This is a genomic window from Amycolatopsis ruanii (assembly GCF_003385175.1).
GTDB lineage: Bacteria > Actinomycetota > Actinomycetes > Mycobacteriales > Pseudonocardiaceae > Amycolatopsis_E > Amycolatopsis_E thermalba.
Map to the genome: position 1 here is coordinate 1 of NZ_PQHY01000091.1, position 24,919 is coordinate 24,919.

24 protein-coding genes and 2 tRNA genes are annotated in these 24,919 nt (G+C 70.6%); 12 read left to right on the forward strand and 14 right to left on the reverse strand.

What is annotated here, in order from left to right:
* Window positions 1-59: 59 nt before the first annotated feature.
* Window positions 60-281, reverse strand: coding sequence for a DUF2188 domain-containing protein (locus D0D28_RS31085; protein ID WP_116114619.1), 222 nt, complete (start codon window positions 279-281; stop codon window positions 60-62).
* 119 nt (window positions 282-400) lie between these two features.
* Here D0D28_RS31085 and D0D28_RS31090 point away from each other — a divergent pair, with 119 nt between their 5' ends.
* Window positions 401-775 (forward strand): helix-turn-helix domain-containing protein, encoded by a 375-nt coding sequence (locus D0D28_RS31090; protein ID WP_094003620.1) that lies wholly within the window; start codon window positions 401-403, stop codon window positions 773-775.
* On the forward strand, window positions 772-1,362 hold the full coding sequence (locus D0D28_RS31095) for an ImmA/IrrE family metallo-endopeptidase (protein WP_094003619.1): 591 nt from the start codon (window positions 772-774) through the stop codon (window positions 1,360-1,362). The genes D0D28_RS31090 and D0D28_RS31095 overlap by 4 nt, the downstream gene beginning before the upstream one ends.
* Window positions 1,363-1,516: 154 nt before the next feature.
* On the opposite strand, the gene D0D28_RS31100 is transcribed toward D0D28_RS31095, so the two are convergent.
* From D0D28_RS31100 to D0D28_RS31120, 5 genes are all read right to left on the reverse strand, one after another.
* Window positions 1,517-2,017, reverse strand: a complete 501-nt coding sequence (locus D0D28_RS31100; RefSeq protein ID WP_116114621.1) for a hypothetical protein — start codon at window positions 2,015-2,017, stop codon at window positions 1,517-1,519.
* A gap of 316 nt (window positions 2,018-2,333) precedes the next feature.
* Window positions 2,334-3,515, reverse strand: a complete 1,182-nt coding sequence (locus tag D0D28_RS31105; RefSeq protein ID WP_116114623.1) for a CaiB/BaiF CoA transferase family protein — start codon at window positions 3,513-3,515, stop codon at window positions 2,334-2,336.
* Entirely contained in the window at window positions 3,512-3,841 is a 330-nt protein-coding gene (locus D0D28_RS31110; protein WP_116114625.1) for a putative quinol monooxygenase, read from the reverse strand. The genes D0D28_RS31105 and D0D28_RS31110 overlap by 4 nt, the downstream gene beginning before the upstream one ends.
* A 40-nt stretch (window positions 3,842-3,881) precedes the next feature.
* A complete protein-coding gene (locus D0D28_RS31115) occupies window positions 3,882-5,366 on the reverse strand; it encodes an MFS transporter (RefSeq protein WP_240323429.1) in 1,485 nt (494 codons plus the stop codon).
* A 2-nt stretch (window positions 5,367-5,368) separates the two neighbouring features.
* Window positions 5,369-6,448 carry a TetR/AcrR family transcriptional regulator gene (locus tag D0D28_RS31120; protein WP_116114629.1) on the reverse strand — a complete coding sequence of 360 codons (1,080 nt, stop codon included), beginning with the start codon at window positions 6,446-6,448 and terminating at the stop codon, window positions 5,369-5,371.
* A 90-nt stretch (window positions 6,449-6,538) separates the two neighbouring features.
* Here D0D28_RS31120 and D0D28_RS31125 point away from each other — a divergent pair, with 90 nt between their 5' ends.
* Together D0D28_RS31125 and D0D28_RS31130 are read left to right on the forward strand one after the other, a co-directional pair.
* Window positions 6,539-7,678: a cytochrome P450 gene (locus D0D28_RS31125; protein ID WP_116114631.1), complete on the forward strand. Its 1,140-nt coding sequence runs from the start codon at window positions 6,539-6,541 to the stop codon at window positions 7,676-7,678.
* Window positions 7,679-7,710: 32 nt separating this feature from the next.
* Window positions 7,711-8,745 carry an LLM class flavin-dependent oxidoreductase gene (locus D0D28_RS31130; RefSeq protein ID WP_116114633.1) on the forward strand — a complete coding sequence of 345 codons (1,035 nt, stop codon included), beginning with the start codon at window positions 7,711-7,713 and terminating at the stop codon, window positions 8,743-8,745.
* Here D0D28_RS31130 and D0D28_RS31135 read toward each other — a convergent pair.
* On the reverse strand, window positions 8,742-9,356 hold the full coding sequence (locus tag D0D28_RS31135) for an acetyltransferase (protein WP_116114635.1): 615 nt from the start codon (window positions 9,354-9,356) through the stop codon (window positions 8,742-8,744). The two genes, D0D28_RS31130 and D0D28_RS31135, sit on opposite strands and share 4 nt — an antisense overlap.
* Window positions 9,357-9,500: 144 nt before the next feature.
* On the opposite strand from D0D28_RS31135, the gene D0D28_RS31140 reads away from it, so the two are divergent.
* On the forward strand, window positions 9,501-10,091 hold the full coding sequence (locus D0D28_RS31140) for a hypothetical protein (RefSeq protein WP_240323428.1): 591 nt from the start codon (window positions 9,501-9,503) through the stop codon (window positions 10,089-10,091).
* A gap of 4 nt (window positions 10,092-10,095) precedes the next feature.
* Here the strand turns inward: D0D28_RS31140 and D0D28_RS31145 are convergent, their stop codons facing one another.
* The gene (locus D0D28_RS31145; RefSeq protein WP_116114637.1) at window positions 10,096-10,845 is read right to left on the reverse strand and encodes a lysyl oxidase family protein; all 750 of its coding nucleotides are present in this window, start codon (window positions 10,843-10,845) and stop codon (window positions 10,096-10,098) included.
* Between the two features lie 474 nt (window positions 10,846-11,319).
* Here D0D28_RS31145 and D0D28_RS31150 point away from each other — a divergent pair, with 474 nt between their 5' ends.
* A complete protein-coding gene (locus D0D28_RS31150) occupies window positions 11,320-13,365 on the forward strand; it encodes an AIPR family protein (protein WP_205413405.1) in 2,046 nt (681 codons plus the stop codon).
* A gap of 325 nt (window positions 13,366-13,690) precedes the next feature.
* On the opposite strand, the gene D0D28_RS31155 is transcribed toward D0D28_RS31150, so the two are convergent.
* The 5 genes from D0D28_RS31155 to D0D28_RS31175 all read right to left on the reverse strand — a co-directional run bounded on the left by D0D28_RS31155 (window position 13,691) and on the right by D0D28_RS31175 (window position 18,385).
* Window positions 13,691-13,763: transfer RNA gene (locus D0D28_RS31155), tRNA-Arg, on the reverse strand.
* A gap of 42 nt (window positions 13,764-13,805) precedes the next feature.
* Window positions 13,806-13,895 (reverse strand) — tRNA-Ser (locus tag D0D28_RS31160).
* Window positions 13,896-13,957: 62 nt separating this feature from the next.
* The gene (locus tag D0D28_RS31165) at window positions 13,958-15,664 is read right to left on the reverse strand and encodes a phosphatidylglycerol lysyltransferase domain-containing protein (RefSeq protein ID WP_094003609.1); all 1,707 of its coding nucleotides are present in this window, start codon (window positions 15,662-15,664) and stop codon (window positions 13,958-13,960) included.
* A gap of 25 nt (window positions 15,665-15,689) precedes the next feature.
* Window positions 15,690-17,654 carry an acetoacetate--CoA ligase gene (locus tag D0D28_RS31170; RefSeq protein WP_116114641.1) on the reverse strand — a complete coding sequence of 655 codons (1,965 nt, stop codon included), beginning with the start codon at window positions 17,652-17,654 and terminating at the stop codon, window positions 15,690-15,692.
* A 104-nt stretch (window positions 17,655-17,758) separates the two neighbouring features.
* Complete coding sequence (locus D0D28_RS31175; RefSeq protein WP_094003607.1) at window positions 17,759-18,385, reverse strand: dienelactone hydrolase family protein; 627 nt, start codon at window positions 18,383-18,385, stop codon at window positions 17,759-17,761.
* A gap of 104 nt (window positions 18,386-18,489) precedes the next feature.
* Between D0D28_RS31175 and hisC the strand changes: the two genes are divergently transcribed.
* Complete coding sequence (hisC, locus tag D0D28_RS31180; RefSeq protein WP_094003606.1) at window positions 18,490-19,542, forward strand: histidinol-phosphate transaminase; 1,053 nt, start codon at window positions 18,490-18,492, stop codon at window positions 19,540-19,542.
* Here the strand turns inward: hisC and D0D28_RS31185 are convergent.
* Window positions 19,532-20,296: a sulfite exporter TauE/SafE family protein gene (locus D0D28_RS31185; RefSeq protein ID WP_116114643.1), complete on the reverse strand. Its 765-nt coding sequence runs from the start codon at window positions 20,294-20,296 to the stop codon at window positions 19,532-19,534. The genes hisC and D0D28_RS31185 overlap by 11 nt on opposite strands.
* Before the next feature lie 54 nt (window positions 20,297-20,350).
* Here D0D28_RS31185 and D0D28_RS31190 point away from each other — a divergent pair, with 54 nt between their 5' ends.
* The 5 genes from D0D28_RS31190 (at window position 20,351) to D0D28_RS31210 (ending at window position 24,739) form a co-directional block, all read left to right on the forward strand.
* Window positions 20,351-21,406 (forward strand): Vms1/Ankzf1 family peptidyl-tRNA hydrolase, encoded by a 1,056-nt coding sequence (locus tag D0D28_RS31190; RefSeq protein WP_116114645.1) that lies wholly within the window; start codon window positions 20,351-20,353, stop codon window positions 21,404-21,406.
* Between the two features lie 117 nt (window positions 21,407-21,523).
* Window positions 21,524-21,958, forward strand: coding sequence for an ATP-binding protein (locus D0D28_RS31195; RefSeq protein WP_094003634.1), 435 nt, complete (start codon window positions 21,524-21,526; stop codon window positions 21,956-21,958).
* Window positions 21,955-22,761 carry a SigB/SigF/SigG family RNA polymerase sigma factor gene (locus tag D0D28_RS31200; protein WP_094003603.1) on the forward strand — a complete coding sequence of 269 codons (807 nt, stop codon included), beginning with the start codon at window positions 21,955-21,957 and terminating at the stop codon, window positions 22,759-22,761. The genes D0D28_RS31195 and D0D28_RS31200 overlap by 4 nt, the downstream gene beginning before the upstream one ends.
* A gap of 41 nt (window positions 22,762-22,802) precedes the next feature.
* A complete protein-coding gene (gene ligD, locus D0D28_RS31205) occupies window positions 22,803-23,744 on the forward strand; it encodes a non-homologous end-joining DNA ligase (RefSeq protein WP_162831246.1) in 942 nt (313 codons plus the stop codon).
* Window positions 23,744-24,739, forward strand: coding sequence for a Ku protein (locus tag D0D28_RS31210; protein ID WP_116114647.1), 996 nt, complete (start codon window positions 23,744-23,746; stop codon window positions 24,737-24,739). The genes ligD and D0D28_RS31210 overlap by 1 nt, the downstream gene beginning before the upstream one ends.
* The last annotated feature ends 180 nt before the right edge of the window (window positions 24,740-24,919 follow it).

Consider the following 24,919-nt stretch of genomic DNA (forward strand, 5'->3'; position numbering starts at 1 on the left):
CCCCTAAAGTCCACCCCATGCCCACCCACCCCAACCCCGGCGGAAGGCCGAGGGAGAAGTCAACCCGGAGCGGGAAGCGGATCGTTGCCGTAGAGCCGTCGGCTCTCGATCGACCCGTCCCGTCGCTGGATCCTGAGCACGCTCGGGCGATCGGCGCGCGCCAGCTTCGCGGCCGCGCGCACCGCCTCCCGCTTGCGCTCGTGGTGCGACAGCACGGCCGCGCCTCGCTTGACGTCCCAGCTGCCCAGCATGGGCGAGACCCAGTACACCGTCCGCGACATGATCCGTCTCCTTCCCCCGGTGTTGCAGAACAGCAACACTGTTCCTATAGTACACCACCGTTGCACCTCCGCAACGGTTCGGCAAAACTGCGGCGGGACGAGAGGCGGAGGTGTGCCACATGGGTGGACGGTTGGACACGGGGAGGCTCTATGCGGCGCTGGACGCGGAGCGCGAATCACGCGGCCTGTCCTGGCGGCAGCTCGCGGCCGAGGCCGGGGTGAGCGCGTCCCTGGTCAGCCGGATGGGCAACGGTCACCGGCCGGACCTGGACGGGTTCATCGCGCTCGTCCAGTGGCTGGGGATGCCCGCCGAGACGTTCATGGTGTGGCCGGAGGGCCGGCCCGACGGGCGCCGACGGCCCTCGCTCGAAGCGCGGCTCGCGCCGCTGCTCCGGGCCGAGGAAGAACTGAGCGAGGCCGACCAGCAGCACGTGCTGGACGTGGTCGGCCTGACGATGCGACACATCCGCGCCAAGAACAAGGAGCTGAAATGACCCTCCGCCGGGGTTTCAAGAAGGAGGCCAGGGAACTCGCGCTCGAGGTGCGGGCCGAGCTGGGCACCGAGGTCTTCGCGCCGCTGGACCCGTGGGCGCTCGCGGAGCTCTACGGCATCGAGGTGTTCGACCTCCGCAGCTCGTTCCTGCCGGAGGCGTCGGTGCGGTACCTGACAGAGGAGCGGCCGCACGTGTTCTCCGCGGCGCTGGTCCCGCTCGACCCCAGCGGCGCCGTGATCATCGAGAACCACGTGCATCCCCTGCGCCGCAGGCGATCGACGATGGCCCACGAGATGGCGCACGTGCTCCTGGAGCACCCGTTCGGCCCAACGCTGACCGACGAGAACGGCTGCCGCTCGGCGGTCGCCGGCATCGAGGAGGAAGCCACCGAACTCTCCGGCGAACTCCTCATCCCCACGGACGCCGCGCGGATAGCGGCGTTCAAGGGGTGGTCGGACCAGTCGGTGGCCAACCACTTCCGGGTCAGCGTCGCGATGGCCACGTGGCGCATGAACATGAGCGGAGCACGCCGGATCGCCGCGCGAACCCGCACCAAGGCCGAGACACGCTACGCCACACCCGCCTGAGCGGTTGTCCACAAAGCAATCCACAGGTGGGCAAACCTGTGGACAACTCAACCGTCCACTAGGGACACAACGGCAGCGGCTGGCGCGCCACACGGCAGAAATGTGTCAACCGTGGGAAAGAACTCGTGGACGCCGGTGCGCCGCCGGAGCTTCGTCAGGCGTCCTGGGCGGCTTCCTCGCCGAACAGCTCCGCCACCGCGCGTGCCCGGAGTCGTTCCAGGCGGGTGGCTTGGCTGCGGCCGTTCGCGATCAGCTCGTCGAGGCGATCGGCGTCCAGGCGCGAGTCCACGGCGGCGCGGGCACGCAGGGTGCGCCAGGCCGCGACCTTGCCCTCGACGCCGAGCCGGAGCCCTTCGAGTTCCACGACGCGGCTGAGCGGCGACCGGTTGAGCAGCCGGCCGTTGAACTTGAGCCTGCCCGCCTTCTCCAGGAGCCAGCCGGCCCAGTGTCCGGTGGGGCGGCTGGGTTCGCCGAGGGCGCGCATCATCTCGACGAGGGCGTCGCGGTCTTCGGCCATCTCCTCGGCGAGCCGGTCGAGCTTCCCGTTGCCCGCCCACTCGGCCTCCGCGCGCGCGAAGCGCCTGGCCAGCTCGACCCCGGCCGTCACCACGGCCACGTGGTCGTTGAGGTAAATACCCAGCAACGTACGACCCATACCGGCGAGTACCCCACGAACGGGTGCCTCAATCCAGGTCAACCCCCCGCCCCGGCGCGCTGCGGGCCTGCATCCCCAGAGAGCTGAACCACCACTTTCGGGCCGATGCCGAACCCCAGGCCCAGGCGGATCACCGATGCGGCCGGCGGCCCCCGGCCCGGCAGCGACCTACGCAGAGCAAACAGCAGGCAGGCGCCTGCGAGGCAGCCCACGCCCTCCGCGCGCAACCGTCCCAGTCAGACCACGCCGCGCGCAACCGCGCCCCCAGCCACGTCAGCCCACGCCCACCACGCGCAACCGCCCCACCCGCGCCGCCTCAGACGACGCCCTCCTCCCGCAGCCGCTCCACCGCCGCGGCGTCGTGGCCCAGCTCCCGCAGGATCGACTCCGTCTGGGCGCCCACCTCGGGCACCGGCCCCATCCGCGGCTCGACGCCACCCATGATCACCGGCGGCAGCAGCGCCTCCACCGTCCCGCCGGGGATCGGCACCTCACGCCACCGGTCGCGCTCCGCGAGTACCGGGTGCGCCAGGAACTCGTGCACCGAGTTCACCCCCGCGTTCGCCACGCCGATGCCGTCCAGCAGGGCCATGATCTTGTCGCTGTCCAGCTCGCGGAACCGCGCCGCCACGATCTCGTTCAGCTCGTCCCGGTGGGCCACCCGCGCGGAACCCGTCGCGAACCGCGGGTCGTCCACCAGTTCCGGCCGCTGCAGGAAGTGCGTGCACAGCGCGACCCACTCCGGCTCGTTCTGGATCGAGAACAGCACGTCCTTGCCGTCGGCCGCGGTGTAGGCCCCGTAGGGCGCGATCGTCGCGTGCTGCGTGCCCACCCGCGGCGGCTGGGTGCCGCCGTAGCGCGTGTAGTAGGCCGGCTGTCCCATCCACTCGGACAGCGCGTCGAACAGCGACACCTCCACCGGCTGCGCCCGGCCCGTCGTCGCCCGCGTGAACAGCGCCGTCAGAATGCCCGAGTAGGCGTACATGCCGCCCGCGATGTCCGCCACCGACACCCCCGCCCGCGCCGCGCCCTCCGGCGTGCCGGTCAGCGACACCAGCCCGGTCTGGCACTGGACGAGCAGGTCGTAGGCCTTGCGCTCGGCCCACGGCCCGTCGGTGCCGTACCCGCTGATCGTGCACGGGATCAGCGACGGGTACCGCGCGGCGAGCGTCGCCGGATCCAGGCCCATCCGCGCCGCGGCACCCGGCGCGAGGTTCTGCACGAACACGTCCGCCCCGTCGAGCAACCTCGCCAGCACGTCCCGGCCGCGTGGATCCTTCAGGTTGAGCGTCAGCGACTCCTTCGACCGGTTGAGCCAGACGAAGTAGCTCGACTGGCCGTGCACGGTCGTGTCGTAACGCCGCGCGAAGTCGCCGCCGCCGGGCCGCTCCACCTTGATCACCCGGGCACCGAGATCGGCGAGCTGACGCGTCGCGAACGGCGCCGCGACGGCCTGCTCCAGGCTGACGACGGTGATCCCGGCCAGCGGCAGGTTCACAACGCGCCCAGGTGGCCGTCACCGTCCGGCAGCGGGGTCAGCAACTGCACGTCCATCGGCTTGGCGAGCAGCCCGTCCAGCGCTTCGCCCAGCTCGGCGAGCGCCGCGCCCTTGCCGTGCGCGCCGAGCGCGGGTCCGGACGCCCACTTCTCCACCATGACGAACGTCGTCGGCGACTTGGCGTCGCGGTGCAGCGCGTAGCGTTCGCACCCCGGCTCGGCGTGCACCGCCCGGACCGCGGTCCGCAGCGCCTCCTCGACCTGGGTTTCCTTGCCCTCCGCGGCCTCCATGGTCGCGATCACGACAACTGCGTCCGTCTGGTTCATGCCGCCATACCACCGGATACCCGCCGCGACCGCAAGGTCGTCAACGCCCCGAAGGCTCCCGGCATTCGGACGGGTGCAGCGGCGTCCCGGCCACCGCGCAGTGGACCTTCACCGGGCTGACCGGCGCAGGCTTCGGGCGGCCGGGCACGAACGCGAACGCGATCAACGCCCCCGCGACCAGCAGACCGGCGCACACCAGCATCGCCGTGCGGTAGGCGGGCGCCAGCGCCACGGGGTCGGTCAGGCTGCCCGTGCCGATGCCCGCGACCAGCGGCAACACCGCCACCGCGAGCAGCCCGGCGGTGCGCGCGATCGCGTTGTTCGTGCCGCTGGCCACCCCCGCGTACCGGTCGTCCAGCGCGCCCAGCGCGGTCGCCGTCAGCGGCGCGACCGTCAGGGACAACCCGAGCCCGAGCACCACGACCGCGGGCAGCACCTCGGTCAGGTACGACGGGCTCACCGAGATCCGGGACAGCAACACGAGCGCGACCGCGCACACGATCGGCCCGGCGGTCATCGGCAGCCGCGGTCCGATCCGCTGGCCCAGTGCTCCCGCCCGCGCGGACAGCACGAGCATCAACGCGGTCACCGGCAGCATCGCCGACCCCGCCGCGACGGGTGAGAACCCGCCGACGACCTGCAGGTTCAGCACCACCAGGAAGAACACGCCGCCCAGCGCCGCGTACACCGCGAAGGTCACCAGGTTCGCCGCGGTGAACGGTCGCGACGCGAACACGCCCAGCGGCAGCATCGGGTGCGGCGACCGCCGCTCGGTCACCACGAACGCGACGATCCCGACGACCCCGACCGCCAGCGCCACCAGCACCGTCGGCGAGCCCGCGCCGAGCGCCGGCCAGGCCGTGAAGCCGTAGCTCAGCCCGGCCAGCCCGAGCGCGCCCATCGCCGCGCCGGTGACATCCAGCTGCCGCGCGGCCGCCGGGTTGCGGGTCTCCGGCACGTGCCTGATCGCGACCAGGGCGACGACCGCGGCGAGCGGCACGTTGATCAGGAACACCAGCCGCCAGCTCGCCACCTCGACCAGCCAGCCGCCGAGGAACGGACCGAGCGCCCCGGCGATCCCGCCCAGCCCGGACCACGCGCCGATCGCCTTCGCCCGGTCGTCGGGGTGGAACGACGCCTCCAGGATCGCCAGCGACCCGGGCGTGAGCAGCGCGCCGCCGACGCCCTGCAGCACCCGCGCGGCGACCAGGGTCCAGACGTCCGGCGCGAGCCCGCACAGCAGGGACGCGATCGCGAACCACGCCACGCCGAGCACGAAGATCCGGCGCCGCCCGAAGCGGTCGCCGAGGGAGCCGCCGAGCAGGATCAGGGCGGCGAGGCTGAGCGTGTAGCCGTTGACCGTCCACTGGAGACCGGCCGTGCTCGCCTCCAGGTCGCTGCCGATCGTCGGCAGCGCGATGTTCACGACCGTCGCGTCGAGGAAGGTCACGCCGGACCCGAGCACGGTCGCGAACAGGACCCAGCGCCCGGAGGCCTGTCCGTACCGGAGCGCGGGTTCCGCCATCGTCACGAGGACCGATCGTGGCGGGCGGGCGCGGCCGGCGCAAGCCAATCGGCCGCCACCGCGTGACAGGCGCCGAACCCGTCCGCGCGCGCCACGATCCGGCCGCCCGCCACGCGCACCGCCACCTCGGTCGCGTCGCTGACCGCCGGCACGCCGCCCGCCGCCGCCAGCTCGGCCCGCTCGTCGAACACAACGCGCAGAGCCGGCCACGCCGACGCGGGAAACGCCTGCCGCAGGCCCGCCGCCACCTCGGTGATCACCAGGCGCGCGAGCGGTCCCAGCTCGGCCGGCTCGCCGGTGACCGCCACGACCGTCACGTCCGCCCCCGCCCGGACGCCGGCCTCGACCGCGGCGAGCCGGTGCAGGCCGAGGACCGCGACGACGCCGTCGGCCGGGAGCCGGACCGTCTCCCCGCGCACCAGGTCGACGGCCTCCCCGGGCGACCACGGTTCGCCGGCGGGGCGCGGCTGCGGGGACACCTGCGGCGGCGCCCACCAGTCGTTGAGCGGCAGGGCGGCGAGCTGTTCGCAGGTGCTGACCACGTCGAACGGCTCGACGAACCCCGGCGCGGCGACGGTGAGCTGCCGCGCGCCGTGCAGGGTCGTCAGCACCGACCGCGCCCGGCGCACGTACCGCGCGGGCGGCGCGTCCGGGAGGGACTCCGGCGGGTCGAGCCGTTCCATCGCCAGCGCGAGCAGCAGCGCGCCCAGCTCCAGGAGCTGCGCGTACGGCAGCCGCACCCGCTCCTCGGCCATCACCTCGGACGGCAGGTCACGGCCCAGACCGGCGTCGCGCACCATCCAGTCCCGGGCGAACGCACCGATCGCGGACCGGGCGTCGGTGCCGGGCCTGCTGTGCGGGGCGGGCTCGGCGCGGGGTGCCGGGTCGGCCAGGACCGCGAAGTAGAGCGCCCGCTTGCCCGGGAAGTTCGAGTAGACCGCGCCGCGGGTCAGATCCGCCCGCTCCGCGATCACGTCCACCTTGGCGTCGCGGAACCCCCGCTCGGCGAACTCCTGACGGGCCGCGACCAGCACTTTCGCGCGGTTGCGTTCCTGAGTTTCCGCCCTGGTCAGCCGCGCCACGACGCCTCCTCGTTGCCATCCGGACGGAGACCAAGATGTCGTGCCCATTCAGATGACATGAACATCTGATATTAACATTTGGAGCGCTGCGTGATCCCCGAGATCTCCCTGACCGACCCCGAGGTGCTGGCCGACCCGTTCGCCGCCTACGGACGAGCCCGGGAACAGTCGCCGGTCGCCCGCGTGGGCGCGCCCGGCTTCGGCCCGGTGTGGGCCGCGACCCGTCACGAAACCGCGCGAGCCGTCCTGTCCGACCCGCGCTTCGAGCTGAGCTCGAACAGCTACCAGCAGCCGGACGTGCCCGAGCACTGCCGCGCGTACCTGCGCACGATGTCCGAAGTGGAGGGTCCCGAGCACGCCCGGCTGCGACGCCTGGTCTCCCCCGCGTTCTCCGCCCGCCGGGCGCTGGACTTCCGGCCGCGCATCGAACCGCTCGTCGGACGCCTGTTCGACGACCTGCCCGCCGAGGCCGACCTGCTGCGGGACTTCGCCCGGCCGCTGCCGATGGACGTGATCTGCGAGCTGGTCGGCATCCCGGACGAGGACCGCCCGCGCTGGCGCGAGCACGGCATCGCGGTCGCGAACGGCTACGGCCCGGCGTTCGCCGCAGCGATCCCGGGCATCATGGCCGGCGCGCAGGCCGCCATCGCCCGCCGCCGGGCGGAGCCGGGTGACGACGTGCTCGCCGACCTGATCCGGGCCGAGGACCGGCTCAGCGACACCGAGATGGTCACGCTGGTGTGGCACCTGGTCCTGGCCGGCCAGACGCCGGCGAACCTGATCGCGAACGCCGTGGCCGCCCTGCTGGAGCACCCGGACCAGCTCGCGGTGCTGCGCGCCGACCCCGGGCTCATGCCGCGCGCGGTCGACGAGCTGATCCGCTGGTGCGGGCCGACCCTGATGACGATCCCGCGCTACGCCCGCGAGGGCGTCGAGCTGGAGGGCGTCCTCATCCGGGAGGGCGACGCGATCGTCGCGGCGGTCGCGGCGGCCAACCGGGATCCACGCGCCTTCACCGATCCCGACCGCTTCGACGTGACCCGCCCCGGCGGTGGCCACCTCGGCTTCGGACACGGACCGCACTTCTGCCTCGGCGCGGCGCTGGCGCGGGTGCAGACCGAGGTCGCGCTCACCGCGCTGCTGCGCCGGGAGTTCGAACCGGTCGAGGTCGAGCGGATGCCGGACCCGGGCACCTGGCGGCTGTCCAGCCTGGTCGTGCGATTTGGTTGACGCGTCATCTTCCGCTGGTTACCTTGGGAGGTATGGAACTCGGCATCTACAGCTTCGGTGACCGCCCGGCCGATCCGGTCACCGGCGAGCAGCTGTCCGTCTCGCGGGCGCTGGCCAACACGCTGGAGCGGATGAAGCTGGCCGACGAGCTGGGGCTGGGGTTCTACGGGCTCGGCGAGCACCACCTGGACTCGTACGCGATCTCCAACCCGGCCACGGTCCTCGCGGCCGCGGCGAGCGTGACCTCGAAGATCACGCTGTCGACCGCGGTGTCCGTGCTGAGCACCGAGGACCCGGTGCGGCTGTACCAGCAGTTCACGACGCTCGACCAGCTCAGCGGCGGCCGGGCGGAGCTGCTGGTGGGGCGCGGGTCGTTCATCGAGTCGTTCCCGTTGTACGGCGCGGACCTGGAGGACTACGACGCGCTGTTCGAGGAGAAGCTCGACCTGTTGCTGACGCTGGACCGGGAGGATCCGGTGACGTGGTCGGGCAAGTTCCGCGCGCCGTTGCGGGGTGCGCGAGTGCTGCCGCGGCCGTACGGCGAGCACCTGCGCATCTCGGTCGGCACGGGAGGCAACCAGGACTCCTCGATCCGCGCCGGCGCGCTCGGGCTGCCGGTCGTGTACGCGGTCATCGGCGGCCGCCCGGAGCGGTTCGCGCCGCTGGTGGAGCTGTACCGCCGGGCGAGCGAGGTGTCCGGCCACGCCCCGGCGACGCAGCACGTCACGATGAGCGCGATCGGACTGGTGGCGCGCCGGTCGCAGGACGCCAAGGAGACGTTCTACCCGTACTGGCTGGAAACCATGAAGTACGGCGCGCGGGCCCGCGGCTGGCCGATCCCGACCCGCGCGGAGTACGACGCCTACACCGCCGGGGCGACGTCGTTGTTCACCGGCAGCCCGAACGAGGTCGCGGACCGCCTGATCACCGTCGGAAAACTCGTGGGAGCCGACCGCTACGCGATGCAGATGGACTGGTCGGGAGTGCCGCAGAACCACGTGATGACGGCGATCGAACTGCTGGGCACCGAGGTACTACCCCAGCTCCAGGCGGAGTTCGGGGACTAACGCAGGACGCGCGCGGGGACGCCCACCACGGTGGTCTGCGCCGGAACGTGCTTGGTGACCACAGCGCCGGCACCGATCACCGCTTCCTCGCCGACGGTCACGTCCGGCAGGACGACGGCCCCCATGCCGATGGTGGTTCCGTCGCCGATGGTGCTCCGCGCGCCGACGACCGCGCGCGGGCTGATGGTGACGTGGGAGCCGACGACGGCTTCGTGGCAGACCAGCACGTTCGCATCGACCAGCACGTGCCGGTCGAGTTCCACGGCTTCCTGGACCTGCGCGGCGGGCATCACGACACCGCCCGGACCGATCGACACGCGCTTCTCCACCCGCGCCGTGGGATGGACGACCGTCGCCGGTTCCCTTCCCGCAGCGGTCGCGTACTCCTCGAGCTTGCGCCGCACGAGGAGGTTCGCGACGCCGATCACGTAGGCGGTGTCGAGGGTTTTGAGCACCTCGTCCCCGCCGAGAAGTGGGGTGTCGTTCCGCAGGCTGTGTTCGTCCGGTTCACCCGTGAGGCCTAGCAGCGTGATGTCGTCGATGTCGTCGACGACTCCCACGATCTGACGTGCCAGACCCCCCGCTCCCAGGACGACCAGGTTCTTCGACATACGGCGCGACTCTCCGGCGATTCCGTGGTTTCGGCTGGTGTTTACCGAGCCAACCGGTCCGCGCGCCGGCTGGTAAGCCCGCTGATTTTCACCGTGCCGTTCCGGCGCCTAAAGTGTCGCCAAAGCAGCCGATCTGGGGGTTTCGTGAACCTGCAACAGCACGACCAGTTCCACGTCCACCAGCGGGTCACCATGATGGTGAACCGCTACGAGGTCTTCGCCGACGACGGGAACGGCGGGCCCGGCCCGCTGGTCGCGTTCGTCGAGCAGAAGCGGATGACCTTTCGCGAGCAGGTCACCCTCTACGCGGACGAGAGCAAGCAGTACGTGCTCGCGGCGTTCCGCGCGCGCAAGGTGATCGACCTGGCCAGCGCCTACAACGTGACCACCGGCGAGGGGCAGTCGATCGGCGTGTTCGGCAAGCAGTTCGGCAAGTCGCTGCTGCGGTCCACCTGGCGGCTGGAGCAGCCCGGCCTGCCGCCGGTCGAGATCAGCGAACGCAGCATGGGCCTGGCGCTGTTCCGGCGGATCTGGGACTTCCTCCCGTGGGTCGGCGACATCCCGTTCCCGTGGAAGTACCACTTCGACTTCGTCCGGGACGGCCAGGCGGTGGGCAGCTTCGAGAAGAAGACCCGCTTCCGGGACCACTACCTGGTGCGCATCGCCGACCCGTCGCTGGACCGGCGCCTGGTGCTCGCGCAGGCCGTGGCTCTGGACGCGCTTCAGTCCCGCTGAGCCGTCACGCCGCCGGGCCGTATCCGAGGACCTTCATCGAGGTCCCGGTCCGGTGGTTGGTGACCGCGAGGTCGACCCAGGTCGTGTTGTTGCCGCGGTTGCTCTCCACGAACACGCCCTGCGCGTCGGCCGTGGCGAAGAGCCGGTAGCGGCCGTCGTCGAGGCCGGTGATGTCGATGTACTGGTCGGGCAGGGTCCACGCGTAGCGGTCGCCCCAGCCGACGGACAGGCCCATCGTCACGACGAGCGAATCGCGCTTGCCGCAGCCGGCCTCCGGGTACACTTTGGACCTCGGCGAGCCCGGAATCGAGCGCCGGTAGGCATTCGTGTCGTAGAAGCAGAACCCGGCCTTCGCCGCGACGCCGACCGTGCCGCCGTCGTCGAGCCGGACGAGGTGGTAGGTCTCGAGATCGCGGACGTGCCAGTGGTCGTGACCGTCCCCGCCGTACACCAGCCCGGCGGGCACCGCGACCGGGGCGCGGGTGCCGTCCGCGCGCGGAATCTGCTGCTCGACGCGGAAGGGAGCGCCCAGCGCCGCCCGACGCGCCACGATTTCGAACGGCCCGCGCCCGACGTTGACGATCGTGGTCGAGAAGCGGAGCTGCCGCTGCCCGGAGGCGGTGGTGGCGACCTTGAGATCGCTGAGCCGGGCCATGCCGAGGTCGGGACGCAACTCCTCGGCGGCGGCGGCGTTCCCGGGTACGAGCGGAGCCAGCACCGCCGCGACGACAACCAACGCGACCCGACGAAACACCCTGCCTCCGACCTCGACGACGACCCGCCCCCACGGACGGCCTGCCGACGATAGCGAGAGACCCCCCAACGGCGAATCCCTCGATCGACGGACACACCCCGGAAAGCCGCCGGCGCAGACGGGCTCCCATTGCGCATGAAGCAGGTCGCGGCTTGGGGTCAACCGATACGGTGACGGCTCCGTCGATACCCCAACATCCGACGTTGATCCGGCCCGGCAGCCGCCAGGGACGGAGACAAGTGCCGCAGCCCGAAGGAATCGGACTGCGTCGACGCGTCCGGATTCCGTACGAATCCGCGGCTTCCCGTGGCATGATCTATGGATTGACCGCAGCGACGAGTGTGTTAACTGGGGGGATGCAGGCTGAGTACGAGTAAGGCCGGGGCCGGCAACGACGCGCGCCTCCAGGTCCGTCAGGTCGAACGAGCGTTACGACGGATCTACGTCGATGCGAAGTTGCTCACTGTCGACGACTTGGAGAGCAAGTCGCCCGACGAACAAGAACCTCGTCTGCTATCCCGAGCGCTGGCCGCCCAAGCCGTCCGCATAGTCACTGGTTTCAGCCCCCAGGAGGCGGCCGACACCGTCATCGATGGCGTGAACGACCAAGGCATTGACGCGATCGCGATCGTCGGCGGCCACGATCCGCACGTCTACCTCGTCCAGGCGAAATGGAGCCAGAACGGCCGGGCAAGCAGCGACCGGTCCGCGGTCATGGAACTACTCGCTGGGCTTCGTCTCATCGACGAAGAAGATTTCGCGGCGTTCAATCCTCGGGGCCAGCACCTCGCAGCACTCGCCAAGGAGGTGATGTCAAGTGGCCCCGTACCAGTCACCCAGGTGATAGCGCTCATGCGCGCGGACGAGGTCGGCGAGGGTTTCCGAATGGCGCTGACCCAGGGTGAGCGGGAGTTCAACCGCCATGGTGACGTTCTCGACCATCGCATCATCCTGTCGTCCGAGATTTGGAACTCGGTTCGGCAAGACTTGGCACCACAACCGGTAAATCTCACCGCCGAACTGTTCCCCTGGTTCTCAGTCAGCGAGCCGTACGAGTCATACCAGGGCATAGTCGAGGCGGGTCAACTCGCTCAGTGGGTAGACCACGGGTCCAACCTGTTCAACCTCAATATTCGTAACCCGCTTGGCCGGACGGCGATCAACAACGAGCTGATCGACACTCTGCTCCAGGAACCCGGTCACTTCTGGTACTTCAACAACGGCATCACGGTTCTGTGCGAGTCGGCGGAAAAGGTACACCAGGCGCTGGCCTCACCACATCGGCGGCCGATCATGCTGACCTTGCGCAACGCGAGTGTCGTCAATGGCGCGCAGACTGTCCGTTCCGTCGCCGAGGCGGTCGCGGCCAATGATATTGCCGCCTCGGCGCAGGTGGGAGTACGGGTCATCGTCACCGGTACCCGGGAAGATTTCGCCAAGAGAACAACCAAGGCGACGAACCGGCAGAACCGGGTCGAAGCACGCGATTTCGTCACCCTGGATCCGGTCCAAGCCGCGATCATCGAAGAGATGCGGGCTGAACTGGGGCTTGAGTACAGCGTCCGCCGCAGTGAGCTGGATCCCCATCCCGATACGGGATGCTCGGTCGTCGAAGCCGCGTGCGCTTTGGCGTGCGCGCATTCCGACGCTCAGTACGCCGCGCGAATCGCCGCCACGTTGGATGTACTGTGGGAGCGCGGCTCACGAGGCATCTACGACGTACTGTTCCGCCCGCAACCTGGGGCATACCTCCTGTGGAACGCAGTGCAGGTGTTTCGCTCGGTTCGAGAAAGCCTGCACCGCCTCCGGCCGCGCTACACGGGACGTGGTACGGCATTGATCGAACATGGTCCCTACCTGCTGACGCATCTCGTCTTCCGGCGACTCGACACCGAGGCCATCGATGAGCCGGATACGCAGAATGGCTGGGCAGTCCAGGCCACTCAACAGATACCCAGGTTGGTCGAAGAGCTGGTTCCCGCCTTGGTCGCCGCCATCGACGAGCTGTATACCGACCGTTCGCAAATCCGGGCAGTCTGCTCGGACACTGCCCGGTGTCGTGAGCTGGCCCAGTACGTGCTTGCCAGCGGAAAAACTGGTGGCGTGCCGGACAAGTACCGGCGGCAACGTGCCCAACGCAAGCGCCGTCGACCGAACGCCGTATCCGTCATCATCGACAAGGGTCTACTCACCGAGGGTGACCCGCTCACCTTGACCGGCACCTCGGCCACCGAGACCGTTGCACTGCGTGACTGGCTCGATGAGGACCCGCGGCGCACCCGGGCTACCTGGGTCCCGCAGCGGTCGAAGCCGATCCTGTGGACCGCTGACGGTAGACACTATTCGCCTTCCGGGCTGGTTTCCCGGATGTGGGAACTCGCCGGTTGGGACGAACACCCAGTGGCCGTCCAGGGCACCGCTCGTTGGGCGACCAGCTCTGGCGAGACTCTGGCCGACCTGGCATGGCGGGCGCTTCGTGACCTGGAGGAGACAGACGAGAGCACCACAGACGACGACTGATCGAGACTGCGGTGCTTCCGGCCGAGTTCCTTCCTCGATGACGATGCCCTCCCGTTTCGCGTTGGCGAGCTGCAGCGCTTCGGCGACGATGGCGAACTCGTGCGGAGCTCGTCCTGGAGCTCGTTCTGCCACAGCGCGCAGCGCCGGCCGGCGCTGAGGTCGTATACCCACAGTTCGGAGGTCCACGTCCTGGGGACGCGTCACGGGGCAAGATTGGCGATAACTTGGCAGCCCGGCCCGACCCGCCTTCGGTCTTGACCCGCCCCAGAAAGCACGAAACCCCCTGTTGCCAGGGGGCTCGTGGTCTTGCTGTCTCAACCAGACGCGCGCCCGAAGGGATTCGAACCCCTAACCTTCTGATCCGTAGTCAGATGCTCTATCCGTTGAGCTACGGGCGCTTGTTCAGTTTTCACTCTAGCACTCGGGGTCCGAGTGCCTTGCGGAGGCTCCGGGATTTGAACCCGGGAGGGGGGGTTACCCCCAACCGCATTAGCAGTGCGGCGCCATAGACCAGACTAGGCGAAGCCTCCCGGATCACGACCACTGCTGAGATAGCGTACACAGCCCCGAAACGCGCCCGCAAAGGACCCCCTCATCGCCGCAACAGGCGGCGCAACCTGGGGGAACGTCCGGCGAGTCCCTCGGCCTCGAAGACGGCCACCCCGACGCGCGGCAGCTCGCGCACGCCCGGGTACACCAGGTACCTGGGCACCCACCGCGGCTGGAACTTCGCGTTGAACCGGTACAGCGTCTCGATCTGCACCCAGTGTGACATCCATCCCAGGAACTTCGCCGAGGCGCGCGCGACCGGGCCGGCCCCGATGCGCCTGCCCTGCTCCAGCAGCTTCCGGAACGCGGCGAAGTTCAGCGAGACGTACCTCACCCCGTACTCGCCGGCGGCCAGCAGCAGTTCGGAGATCATCAGCTCGTTGATGCCGTTGTCGGCGGCCCGGTCGCGGCGCATCACGTCCAGTGACAGCCCGTCCTCCCCCCACGGCACGAACTGCAGCAACCCCCGCACGACGCCGTCCTGCTCGGCCGTGACCAGCACCGAACCGGGGTCGCCCATCCGGCCCAGCGCCATCGAGAAACCACGCTCCGTGTCGCTCCCCCGCCACTTCGCGGCCAGCGCCTCCAGCTCGGCCAGCTCGCCCTCGGCCAGGTCCTCCGACCGCCGCACCCGGACGCGGTACCCCGCCCGCTTGGTCTTGGCCACCGCCTGGCGCACCCCGCGCATCACGCGGCCGTCGAGGGTGAACGTGTCGGCGTCGACGACCGCCTCGTCGCCGATCTCCAGCACGTCCAGATCGAACCGCGCCCACGCGGTCGCGCCGAGCTCGGAGCACCCCATGGCCGCCGGGACCCAGCCGTGCCGCCGGCACACCGCCAGGAACTCCTCGATCGCGCCCGGCCAGGCCTCGTTGTCGCCGAGCGGGTCGGCCGACGCGATCGCCGCCCCGGCGATCACCCGGTACGTCACCGCCGCCTTGCCGGTCTTGGAGAAGACCACGAACTTGTCGTCCCGCAGCGCGAAGTACCCCAGCGAGTCGCGCGCGCCGTGCTTGTCCAGCAGCGCCTTCAGCCGGGCCTTCTCGTCCTCGCTCAAGCTCGGCGCCGGCTCGGCCGAACGCAGCAGGAAGTACGCCGCGAGCAGCACCGCGCCCAGCCCGAACAGCAGCCCGACCGTCGCGGTCAGGTCGTCCATCCACTCCACGTGGAACTCGGCCGGCCCGCTGACCCCGAACAGCGCCAGCGCGGCCTCGGCCATCCGGTCCGGGAACGACAGCGGCGCCATGAACCGCGCGGGGGCCACCGACAGCAACGCGACGTTGATCACGAACCCGGCCACCAGCAGCTGCAGGAACACCCGCAGCGCGACCCACTTCCCGGTCACCGGGTCCGGCAGCGCGACGAAGTGCCGCCGGTTCAGCACCAGGGTCACGGCCAGCGCGACCGCCACCACCCCGGCGCCGAAGACGTGCTGCATCCCGAGGTGCGACACGGCCAGCACGACGCTGGCGGCGAGCGCGAGCTGCCAGGCCCGGCGCTTGCGCCGCTTCAGCCCGGACGCGAGCATGATCAGCAGGACGCCGACGGCCAGCACGACGGCCGCCGCGGCCGTCGTCGCCTCCTGGGGCAGCCCGAGCCACACGGCGACGTGACCACGCATGCCGCGCCGCCCGGCGGGCAGGACGACCGAGATCACCGCCAGCAGCCCGACCAGCCTGGTCACCCAGGTGATCGCGAACACCGACGCGGCGCCCGTCACCCGCCACACCGCGGGCCGCTGCCCGGCCATCGTCCTCCCGGACACCCCTTGCCCCCTAACTCCCCCTCGCCATGTCGACGAACGGCTCCAGTGCCGCCGGGTTGGCGAGCGCGTCCCGGCTGACCGCCCGCTCCGGCGCCGTCCCGGTCAGGATCTTCTTGACCGGCACCTCGCACTTCTTACCGTTCAGCGTCCGCGGCACCTCCGCCACCTCGACGAACCGATCGGGTACGTGCCGCGGCGAGAGGCCGCGCCGCAGGTGCGCCCGCAGCTCGGGCTCGATGTCGATCAGCTTCGCGCCGGGTGCCATCACGACGAAACACAGCAGCTCACCGTCGGTATTCCCGGCTCGCGTGGTGTCGATGACGAGCGAGTCGGCGATCTCGTCGAAGCCCTCGACGATCCGGTAGAACTCGGCGGTGCCCATCCGCACGCCGCCGCGGTTGAGGGTCGAGTCGCTGCGGCCGTAGATCACCGCCGAGCCGCGGGGCGTGATCCGGATCCAGTCGCCGTGCCGCCAGACGCCCGGGTACATTTCGAAGTAGGCCTCGCGCAGCCGCGACCCGTCCTCGTCGTTCCAGAAGAACACCGGCATCGACGGCATCGGCTTGGTGACCACCAGCTCGCCGACCTCGTCGACGACCTCGCGGCCCGCCTCGTCGAACGCCGCGACCGCCGCCCCGAGCGCCCGGCAGGACAGCTCGCCCAGCCACACCGGCACGTCCGGCGCGGCCACGACGAACGCGGTGCACAGATCGGTGCCGCCGGACACCGAGCAGATCTGCACCGACCGGCCGACCTCGTCGGCGATCCAGCGGAACCCGTCGTCGCTCAGCGGCGCGCCGGTCGACCCCAGCGCGCGCAGCGCGGACAGGTCGACCGAAGCGGCCGGCCGGATCCGGGCCTTGAGGCAGCTCTGGATGAACGGCGCGGACGTGCCGAAGTAGGTGATCCGTTCCTCGGCCGCCAGCCGCCACAGCGTGTTCAGGTCCGGGTGCCCGGGGCTGCCGTCGAACAGCACGATCGTCGAGCGCGCGAGCAGCCCGGCGAGCAGGAAGTTCCACATCATCCAGCCGGTGGTGGTGAACCAGAAGAACCGGTCGCCGGGGCCGAGGTCCATCTGCAGCACCGTCGCCTTGAGGTGCTCCAGCACGATCCCGCCGTGCCCCTGCACGATGCCCTTCGGCAGGCCGGTGGTGCCGGACGAGTACAGCACCCACAGCGGGTGGTCGAACGGCACCGGCTCGTAGGCCATCTCCGCGCCGGCGTGCTCGGCGAGCAGCGCGTCCCAGTCCAGGGCGTCGTCGACCGCGCCGCCGCCGGCGTAGTCGACCAGCACGGTCGCGGTCAGCGACGGGATCCGCGCGCGCAGGTCCCCGATCGTCGGCCGGACGTCGAAGGACCGTCCGTTGTAGACGTAGCCGTTGATCGCGATCAGGACCTTCGGCTCGATCTGGGTGAACCGGTCGCTGATCGCGCGCACCCCGAAGTCCGGCGAGCAGGACGACCAGATCGCGCCGAGGCTCGCGGTGGCCAGGAACGCGACGAGGGTCTGCGGGCAGTTCGGGGCGAGCGCGACCACGCGGTCCCCCCGGCCGACGCCGAGCGCGACCAGCGCCGACCGCGCCGCCGCCACCTGCTCGCGCAGCTCGCGGTAGGTGAGCCGGGCGGACCGGCCGTCCTCGCGGCGGAAGATCACCGCGAGGTCGTCGTCCGCGCCGGTCAGCGCGTGCTCGGTGTAGTTGAGGGTGCCGCCGGGGAACCACTGCGCGCCGGGCATGCGCGCGTCGCCGAGGACCGCGCTGGGCTCGGAGTGCCAGCGGATGCCGAGGAACTCCGCCGCCGCGCCCCAGAACTCCTCGGGCCGGTCGACGGAGAACCGCCACAACTGGTCGTAGTCGTCGAGGGACACGTCGCGCTCCGCGCGCAGCCAGTCGCGGAACGCCTGGATCCTGCTGGCGGCGACCCGGTCCGGGTCCGGGCGCCACAACACTTCCGGGGTGTCAGCAACGTCGGTCACCCCGGAAGCGTATTGGAAATTGCCGCAAATCGGCCTGCGTAGCGGTGCCGGTAGCGGTGCAAGCTGCTCGGGTGGTGAGGCGGCTCCGCCGTTTCGGAACGCATCTAGCGCAGGTGGGCGTCGAACCAGCTCAGCGTGCGCTGCCAGGCCTCGATCGCGGCCTGCGGGTCCGCGTCGAACCGGTGGTTGGCGCCGGGGTAGCGGACCACGTTGGTGGCCACCCGCGACTCGGCCGCCGCCTCGCGCAGCTTCTCGACCTCGGCGGCGCTCAGCTCGTCACCGGCGTCGCCGTACAGGCCGAGCCACGGGCTGACCAGCTCACGGGCGATTTCGACCAGCCCCGGCTTCTCGGCCACGCTGTGCCCGCCCACGCTGACCGCGGCCCCCAGCTTGCGGTTCGCCGCGACCAGCAGCGCGGCCGTGCCGCCCAGGTCGAAGCCGACGACGCCGAGCAGATCGGCCTGCACACCGCGCTCGACCAGCCACGCCAGCGCGATGTCGGTGGCGGCCAGGACGCTGTCCGGCGTCGGCGTGTCCTCGATGTGCGGGGCGGCGGCCAGCCAGCCCTCCGCAGCCAGGCTCGAGATCAGCAGCCGCACCCCGTCGGTGATGCCGCCGACCTCGTGCAGCACCACGAGCCCGCCACGGACGACGTTCTCGGGTTCGGCGTGGGTCAGGTCGATGGCCCGGCCGTCGTTCCGCTCGTAGTGGGAGGTGTGCGTCTGCGTCATCGCACTACTCAACCATCCCGGGGTGAACGGGAGTCAACACCAATCGCGATCAAGTGTTCGGGATAACGTGACAGCAGCGCGTTCGACCCGAAGGAGTGCCCGCCATGTCCGTGCGTACCCGTCCCGATCTCGGCTCGCTGCCCGCCTACGTCGCCGGGCGGACCGTGCCGGGTGCGATCAAGCTCGCGAGCAACGAGGTTCCCGGCGGTCCGCTGCCGAGCGTGCGGGACGCGATCGCCGAGGCCGCCGCGGACGTCAACCGCTACCCGGACATGGGCGTGACCGCGCTGGCGACCCGGCTGGCGCGCAAGTACGACTTCCCGGTGGAGCGGATCGCGGTCGGTTGCGGTTCGGTCGCGCTGTGCCAGCAGCTCACGCAGGCGCTGTGCGAGCCCGGGGACGAGGTCCTGTTCGCGTGGCGCTCGTTCGAGGCGTACCCGATCGTCACGCAGATCGCAGGCGCGACATCGGTGAAGGTGCCGCTGGACGCCACGCACACGCACGACCTGGACGCGATGCTCGCCGCGATCACACCGAAGACGAAGCTGGTCTTCGTCTGCAACCCGAACAACCCGACCGGCACCGCGAACCGCCGCGAGGAGCTGGTGCGCTTCCTCGACCAGGTGCCGCCGCACGTGGTCGTGGCGCTGGACGAGGCCTACCGTGAGTTCGTCTCCGACCCGGACGTACCGGACGGCATGGAGTTCGCGCGCACCCGCGACAACGTGGTGGTGCTGCGGACCTTCTCCAAGGCCTACGGACTGGCCGGGCTGCGCGTCGGCTACCTGGTCGGCCCGGCCGAGCTGGCCGAGGTGGTGCGCAAGGTCTACATCCCGTTCAGCGTGAACTCGCTGGCGCAGATCGCCGCCATGGCCTCGCTGGACGCCGAGGACGAGATGCGGGAGCGCTGCGCGGCGATCGTCACCGAGCGGCAGCGGGTCGCCGACGAGCTGCTCGCCCTGGGCTACGAGGTGCCCGAGACGCACGCCAACTTCGTGTGGCTGCCGCTGGGCGACAAGGCGCTGGAGTTCGCCGAGCACGCGCTGGCGAACAAGGTGGTCGTGCGGGCCTTCGCCGGCGACGGCGTGCGGATCACCGTGAGCACCCGCGAGGAGAACGACGCGTTCCTGCAGGCGGCGCGCGGCTTCAGCCGTTGACCACCAGCTGGACGATCGCGGCGATCCCGACCACGACGATCACGCCGCGCGGCACCGGCGCGGGCAGCCGGCGCCCGATCTTGGCGCCGAGCTGCCCGCCGAGGGTGGACCCGACGGCGAGCAGCGCGACGACCGGCCAGCTGACCGGGGCGATGAACGCGTAGACGATCCCGGCGACCACGTTGACCACGGCGGCGAGGACGTTCTTGATGCCGTTGAGCCGCTGCAGCGGATCGGTGAGCAGCATGCCCATGAACGCCATCAGCATGACGCCCTGCGCAGCGGTGAAGTAGCCGCCGTAGATGCCGACGAGGAAGATCAGGAACAGCACGAGCCCGCCGTGCCCGCCGCCGCCGTTGCCGGCCTCGCGGCGGCGCGCCACCCACGCCGAGACCCGCGGCTGGATGATCACCAGCACCACGGCCAGCGCGTCCAGCACCGGCACGACCGTCTCGAACGCGTTGGGTGGCAAGGAAAGCAGCAGCACCGTGCCGCACACCGCGCCGAGCGCCGACGGCACCGCGTACCGCACGAGCCGCCTGCCCTGTCCGGTCAGCTCGTGCCGGTACCCGATCGCGCCGCTGATCGTGCCCGGCGCGAGCCCGATCGCGTTCGACGTCGTCGCGGTCACCGGCGAGTAGCCCAGCGCCACCAGCACCGGGAACGTGACGAGCGTGCCGGACCCGACGACCGTGTTGATCGTGCCGGCCCACACCCCCGCGAGGAACACGACCAGCGCCTCCCACCACTCCATGTCCCCATCAAACCGTGGCGTTTCGCGCCGCGGACCGACGGGTAAGAAGCGGGCATGGACACGACGACCTTGCGCCCGCTGGTGACCGCGACGGGTCCGTTCACGTCCGTGTACTTCGAGGACTCGCACGACACCGCGGACGCCGAGAAGCAGCTCGAGCTGAAGTGGCGTGAGCTGAAGGACGTGCTGACCGCCCAGCACGCCCCGGACGGCGCGGTGAGCGCGCTGGAGAGCGCGATCCTGGACGGTCCGCGCCCGACCGGCCGCAGCGGCCGCGCCCTGCTGGCCGCCGGCGAGCGGGTCCTGGTCGACGAACACCTGCCGAGCCCGCCCGCGAGCACCATCGCCCGCGTGTCCGACCTGCCCTACCTGCTGCCGCTGGCGCGGTACGGCGAGCTGGCGCTGCCGCACGTGGCCGCCGAGGTGGACCAGGTGAGCGCCACCATCAAGGCCTACGACGAGCACGGCGACGAGATGGCCGTGGAGGAGGTCAGCGGCCGGGACCACCCGGTGCACAAGACGCGGGGCGGCGGTGAGGCTCATCACCGCATGCAGCACCGCGCCGAGGAGGTCCGGCACCACAACGTCACCGACATCGCCGCCGCGATCGCCCGTCTCGCCGAACGCACCCACGCCGAGCTGATCGTGGTGGCCGGCGAGGTGCAGGGCCGCACGGCCGTGATCGAAGAACTGCCCGAGGCCGCCAAGTCCATCGCGCGGGAGGCCACGCACTCCGACGTCGCCGACGAGCTGGCCGAGGCGGTCCGGCAGAGCCGGTTGACCGATGTCGTCGAGCGGTTCCGCGGCGCGTTGAACCAGCCGGACGGCCTTGCCGCGCAAGGGCTCGAAGCCGTGACCGCCGCGCTGCGCGAGGCCAATGTGGAGACTCTGCTCGTCGGTGATCCGGGCGAGGACGTGGTGTGCACGGGTCCGACCCCGGCGCAGATCGCGCTGGGTGAGGAAGAACTCAAGGCCTACGGCGCGACGGAGATCCACCGGTGCCGGGCCGACGAGGCGGTTCCCGCCGCGGCGATCGCCGTGGACGCGGACCTGGTGCACGTCGACGAGGAGCTCGTCGACGGGTTCGGCGCGATCTTGCGCCATCGGTGAGGAGAAGGTCATAACTGCAGCTACAGAATGCTTCCGGACGGTAACCGTACCGAGCGAACTTCCCTCGTTCGAGGCATGATGGTTCCGAAGCAACACTCGAACGACGGTGAGGTGAACGTGACGGACTGGGAGCCACCGTCCTTGCGCGCGCAGAACGAGATCGAACTCTGGCTCGGTGCCGACCTGGCGCACCTGCCGATCGTCCGGTCGGTGGTGGCGACGCTCGCCACCCGCGCCGACTTCGACCTGGACTCGATCGCGGACCTGCGGCTGGCCGTGGACGAAGCGTGCTCGACGCTGATCACCCGGGCACTGCCGGGCTCCACCATGCGCTGCCGCTTCGTCGTGGAGAACGACGAACTGCGGTTCCAGGGCACGGTGTTGTCGGACAGCGACAGCGCGCCGAGCACCAAGTCGTTCGGCTGGCGGGTCCTGAGCACGCTCACGGACTCCGTCGACACGCACGTCAAGTCGAACGGCCAGGGCCACCAGGTGGACATCGAACTCGCCAAGCGACGCATCGCCGTCGACGTCCCAGGGGCAGGCGCGTGACCGGTTCCCGGACGGAGCCGACAAAACCCACCGCGTCGAACGAATACGGCCACCTGGCCCCGCTGTTCGACGAGCTGGCGGAACTGTCGGCCGATGACCCCCGCCGCGCCGAGCTGCGCGACGAGCTCGTCACCGGGCACCTGCCGCTGGCCGAGCACATCGCGCAGCGGTTCTCCGGGCGCGGGGTGGCGAAGGAGGACCTGGTCCAAGTCGCCACGGTCGGGTTGATCAACGCGGTGGACCGGTTCGACGCCAGCCGCGGCTCGGACTTCCTGTCCTTCGCCGTGCCCACGGTGATGGGTGAGGTGCGCCGCCACTTCCGGGACACGGGCTGGCTGGTGCGGGTGCCGCGCCGGCTCAAGGAGCTGCATCTGTCGATCTCGGCGGCGAGCACCGAGCTCGCGCAGCGGCTGGGTCGCGCGCCCACGCCGAGCGAGATCGCGAGCCACCTCGGCGTCAGCCAGGACGAGGTCTACGAGGGCCTGGAAGCGGGCAACGCCTACCACTCGATGTCGCTGGACGAGGTGCTGTCCGGGGACACCGAGAACCTCGCGCTCGGCGACACGCTGGGTGAGGAGGACGCCGGGCTGGAGGGTGTGGAGAACCACGAGGCGCTGCTGCCGCTGATCCAGGAGCTGCCCGAACGGGAACGCAAGATCCTCGGCCTGCGGTTCGTGCACAACATGACGCAGACCCAGATCGCGGAGCGGATCGGCGTGTCGCAGATGCACGTGTCCCGGCTGCTCGCCCGCACCCTGCAGCGGCTGCGCGACGGCCTCACCGAGCCGGAGGGAGAGGCTTGACCAGCGGTTTTGCGGAGCGCTTCGCAGGGTAACCGGCGATCATGGCAGATCCCGGGTGGCGCGCGCCGATGCTGGCGACGCTGACCCAGCAGCCGTTCTCCCGGGAGAACTGGCTGTTCGAGCGCAAGCTGGACGGGGTCCGGGCGATTTGCTCGCGCGACGGCGGCGCGCCGGTGCTGTGGTCGCGCAACCACAACGACATCAGCGCCGGATACCCGGAGCTCGGGGAGGCGCTCGCGGACGCGGGCGCCTCCTCGTTCGTCGCCGACGGTGAGATCGTCGCGTTCGACGGCAACCGGACCAGCTTCGCGCGGCTGCAGCAGCGCATCCACCTGACCGAGCGGCGGCGCATCGAGGCCACCGGCGTCGCGGTGTACCTGTACCTGTTCGACCTGCTGGCCTTCGACGGTCACGACGTGACCGGGTTGCCGCTGCGGCAGCGCAAGCAGTTGCTGCGCAAGGCGTTCGACTGGGGTGGGCCGCTGCGGTACGCCACTCATCGCAACGGCACGGGCGAGGAGTACTTCGCCTACGCGTGCGCGCACGGCTGGGAGGGCGTGATCGCCAAGCGGGCGGACGCGCCGTACCGGTCCGGGCGGACGACCGACTGGTTGAAGTTCAAGTGCGTGCAGGAGCAGGAGTTCGTCGTCGGCGGGTTCAGCGCGCCGGGCGGGGCGCGGACCGGGTTCGGCGCGCTGCTCGTCGGCTACTACGACCACGGCCGGTTGCGGTACGCGGGCAAGGTCGGCGCCGGTTACCCGGAGGCCACGCTGCGTGAGCTGACCGGGACGCTCACCGGGCTGGAGCGCCGCCGGTCGCCGTTCGACGAGCCGGTGCCGGAGCGCGGGCCGCGCTGGGTCGAGCCGTCGGTGGTGGTGCAGGTGCGGTTTTCGGAGTGGACCGGGGACGGGAAGCTGCGGCATCCTCGGTTCACCGGGGTGCGTGACGACAAGCCGGCCGCCGAAGTCGTCCGGGAGGCGTGATGGCGCGAGCGATCTGGAGCGGTGCGATCAACTTCGGCCTGGTCACGGTGCCGGTCGAGCTGTACTCCGCGACCGAGGACCACACCGTGCACTTCCGGCAGTTCGAGCGGGGCACGTCGGACCGGATCCGGTACAAGCGCGTGAACGAGCGGACCGGCGAGGAGGTGGCCTACGAGAACATCGTGAAGGGCTACGACCTCGGCGACGGCGACTACGTGCTGGTCGAGCAGGACGAGCTGGACCAGATCGCGCCCGGCCGGTCGCGGTCGATCGACATCGAGTCGTTCGTGGACCTCGGTGACATCGACCCGTTGTACTTCCAGAAGAGCTACTGGCTGGCGCCGACGAAGGAGGAGTTCGGGCGCGCCTACGGGCTGCTGCTGCAGGCCATGGCGGAGACGAACAAGGCCGGCATCGCGCGGTTCGTGATGCGGGGCAAGGAGTACATGGCGGCGGTGCGCGCCGGGGACGGTGTGCTGGTGCTGGACACGTTGCTGTTCGCCGAGGACGTGCGGGACCCGGCGAAGGAGCTGAAGAAGCTGCCGGAGAAGGCGGCGCCGCGGGGGCGCGAACTGGAGATGGCGATCGCGCTGGTGGACTCGATGGCGGACGAGTGGCGGCCGGAGGCGTACCACGACCAGTACACCGAGCGGGTGCTGAAGCTGATCGACGACAAGAAGGCCGGGCGCACGGTGAGCGTCGAGGAGGAGCCTTCGGAGCCGACCAAGGTGGTCGACCTGTTCGAAGCCCTGTCCCGCAGCGTCGAGCGCCGCAAGAGCGGCGCACCGTCCACGAAGGGCGGTTCGGGGTCCGGGGCGTCGGCGAAGAAGCCCTCCCGCAAGGCGGAGCCGGACCTGTCGGAGCTGAGCAAGGCGGAGCTGGACCAGATGGCCCGAGAGCTGGACATCAAGGGCCGGTCGAAACTCAAGCGAGCCGAACTGGAAACAGCAGTGCGCGAGGCCCGGCCGGGGAAGTCTCGCAAGCGCGCCTCCTGACCGGTGGCCGGGCTGGTCTCCTGCGGCCCACCCACGATCAGTGGACCCGGGCCCGCGCCCGAGCACGGGCTTCCCGTCCGAGGACCACCGGCGCTCACGCCAAGGATCACCGGCATTCCGCGCCAAGGATCACCGGAACTCGCACCGCACTCCGCGCCACCCAGCAGCCCCCTCCCGTCC

What these genes read in the sequence shown, in the direction of transcription:
- D0D28_RS31085 (WP_116114619.1), bottom strand. Translation starts at nt 281, where the DNA reads ATGTCGCGGACGGTGTACTGGGTCTCGCCCATGCTGGGCAGCTGGGAC.
- D0D28_RS31090 (WP_094003620.1), top strand. Translation starts at nt 401, where the DNA reads ATGGGTGGACGGTTGGACACGGGGAGGCTCTATGCGGCGCTGGACGCG.
- D0D28_RS31095 (WP_094003619.1), top strand. Translation starts at nt 772, where the DNA reads ATGACCCTCCGCCGGGGTTTCAAGAAGGAGGCCAGGGAACTCGCGCTC.
- D0D28_RS31100 (WP_116114621.1), bottom strand. Translation starts at nt 2,017, where the DNA reads ATGGGTCGTACGTTGCTGGGTATTTACCTCAACGACCACGTGGCCGTG.
- D0D28_RS31110 (WP_116114625.1), bottom strand. Translation starts at nt 3,841, where the DNA reads ATGAACCAGACGGACGCAGTTGTCGTGATCGCGACCATGGAGGCCGCG.
- D0D28_RS31115 (WP_240323429.1), bottom strand. Translation starts at nt 5,366, where the DNA reads ATGGCGGAACCCGCGCTCCGGTACGGACAGGCCTCCGGGCGCTGGGTC.
- D0D28_RS31130 (WP_116114633.1), top strand. Translation starts at nt 7,711, where the DNA reads ATGGAACTCGGCATCTACAGCTTCGGTGACCGCCCGGCCGATCCGGTC.
- D0D28_RS31135 (WP_116114635.1), bottom strand. Translation starts at nt 9,356, where the DNA reads ATGTCGAAGAACCTGGTCGTCCTGGGAGCGGGGGGTCTGGCACGTCAG.
- D0D28_RS31165 (WP_094003609.1), bottom strand. Translation starts at nt 15,664, where the DNA reads ATGGCCGGGCAGCGGCCCGCGGTGTGGCGGGTGACGGGCGCCGCGTCG.
- D0D28_RS31175 (WP_094003607.1), bottom strand. Translation starts at nt 18,385, where the DNA reads ATGACGCAGACGCACACCTCCCACTACGAGCGGAACGACGGCCGGGCC.
- hisC (WP_094003606.1), top strand. Translation starts at nt 18,490, where the DNA reads ATGTCCGTGCGTACCCGTCCCGATCTCGGCTCGCTGCCCGCCTACGTC.
- D0D28_RS31185 (WP_116114643.1), bottom strand. Translation starts at nt 20,296, where the DNA reads ATGGAGTGGTGGGAGGCGCTGGTCGTGTTCCTCGCGGGGGTGTGGGCC.
- D0D28_RS31190 (WP_116114645.1), top strand. Translation starts at nt 20,351, where the DNA reads ATGGACACGACGACCTTGCGCCCGCTGGTGACCGCGACGGGTCCGTTC.
- ligD (WP_162831246.1), top strand. Translation starts at nt 22,803, where the DNA reads ATGGCAGATCCCGGGTGGCGCGCGCCGATGCTGGCGACGCTGACCCAG.
- D0D28_RS31210 (WP_116114647.1), top strand. Translation starts at nt 23,744, where the DNA reads ATGGCGCGAGCGATCTGGAGCGGTGCGATCAACTTCGGCCTGGTCACG.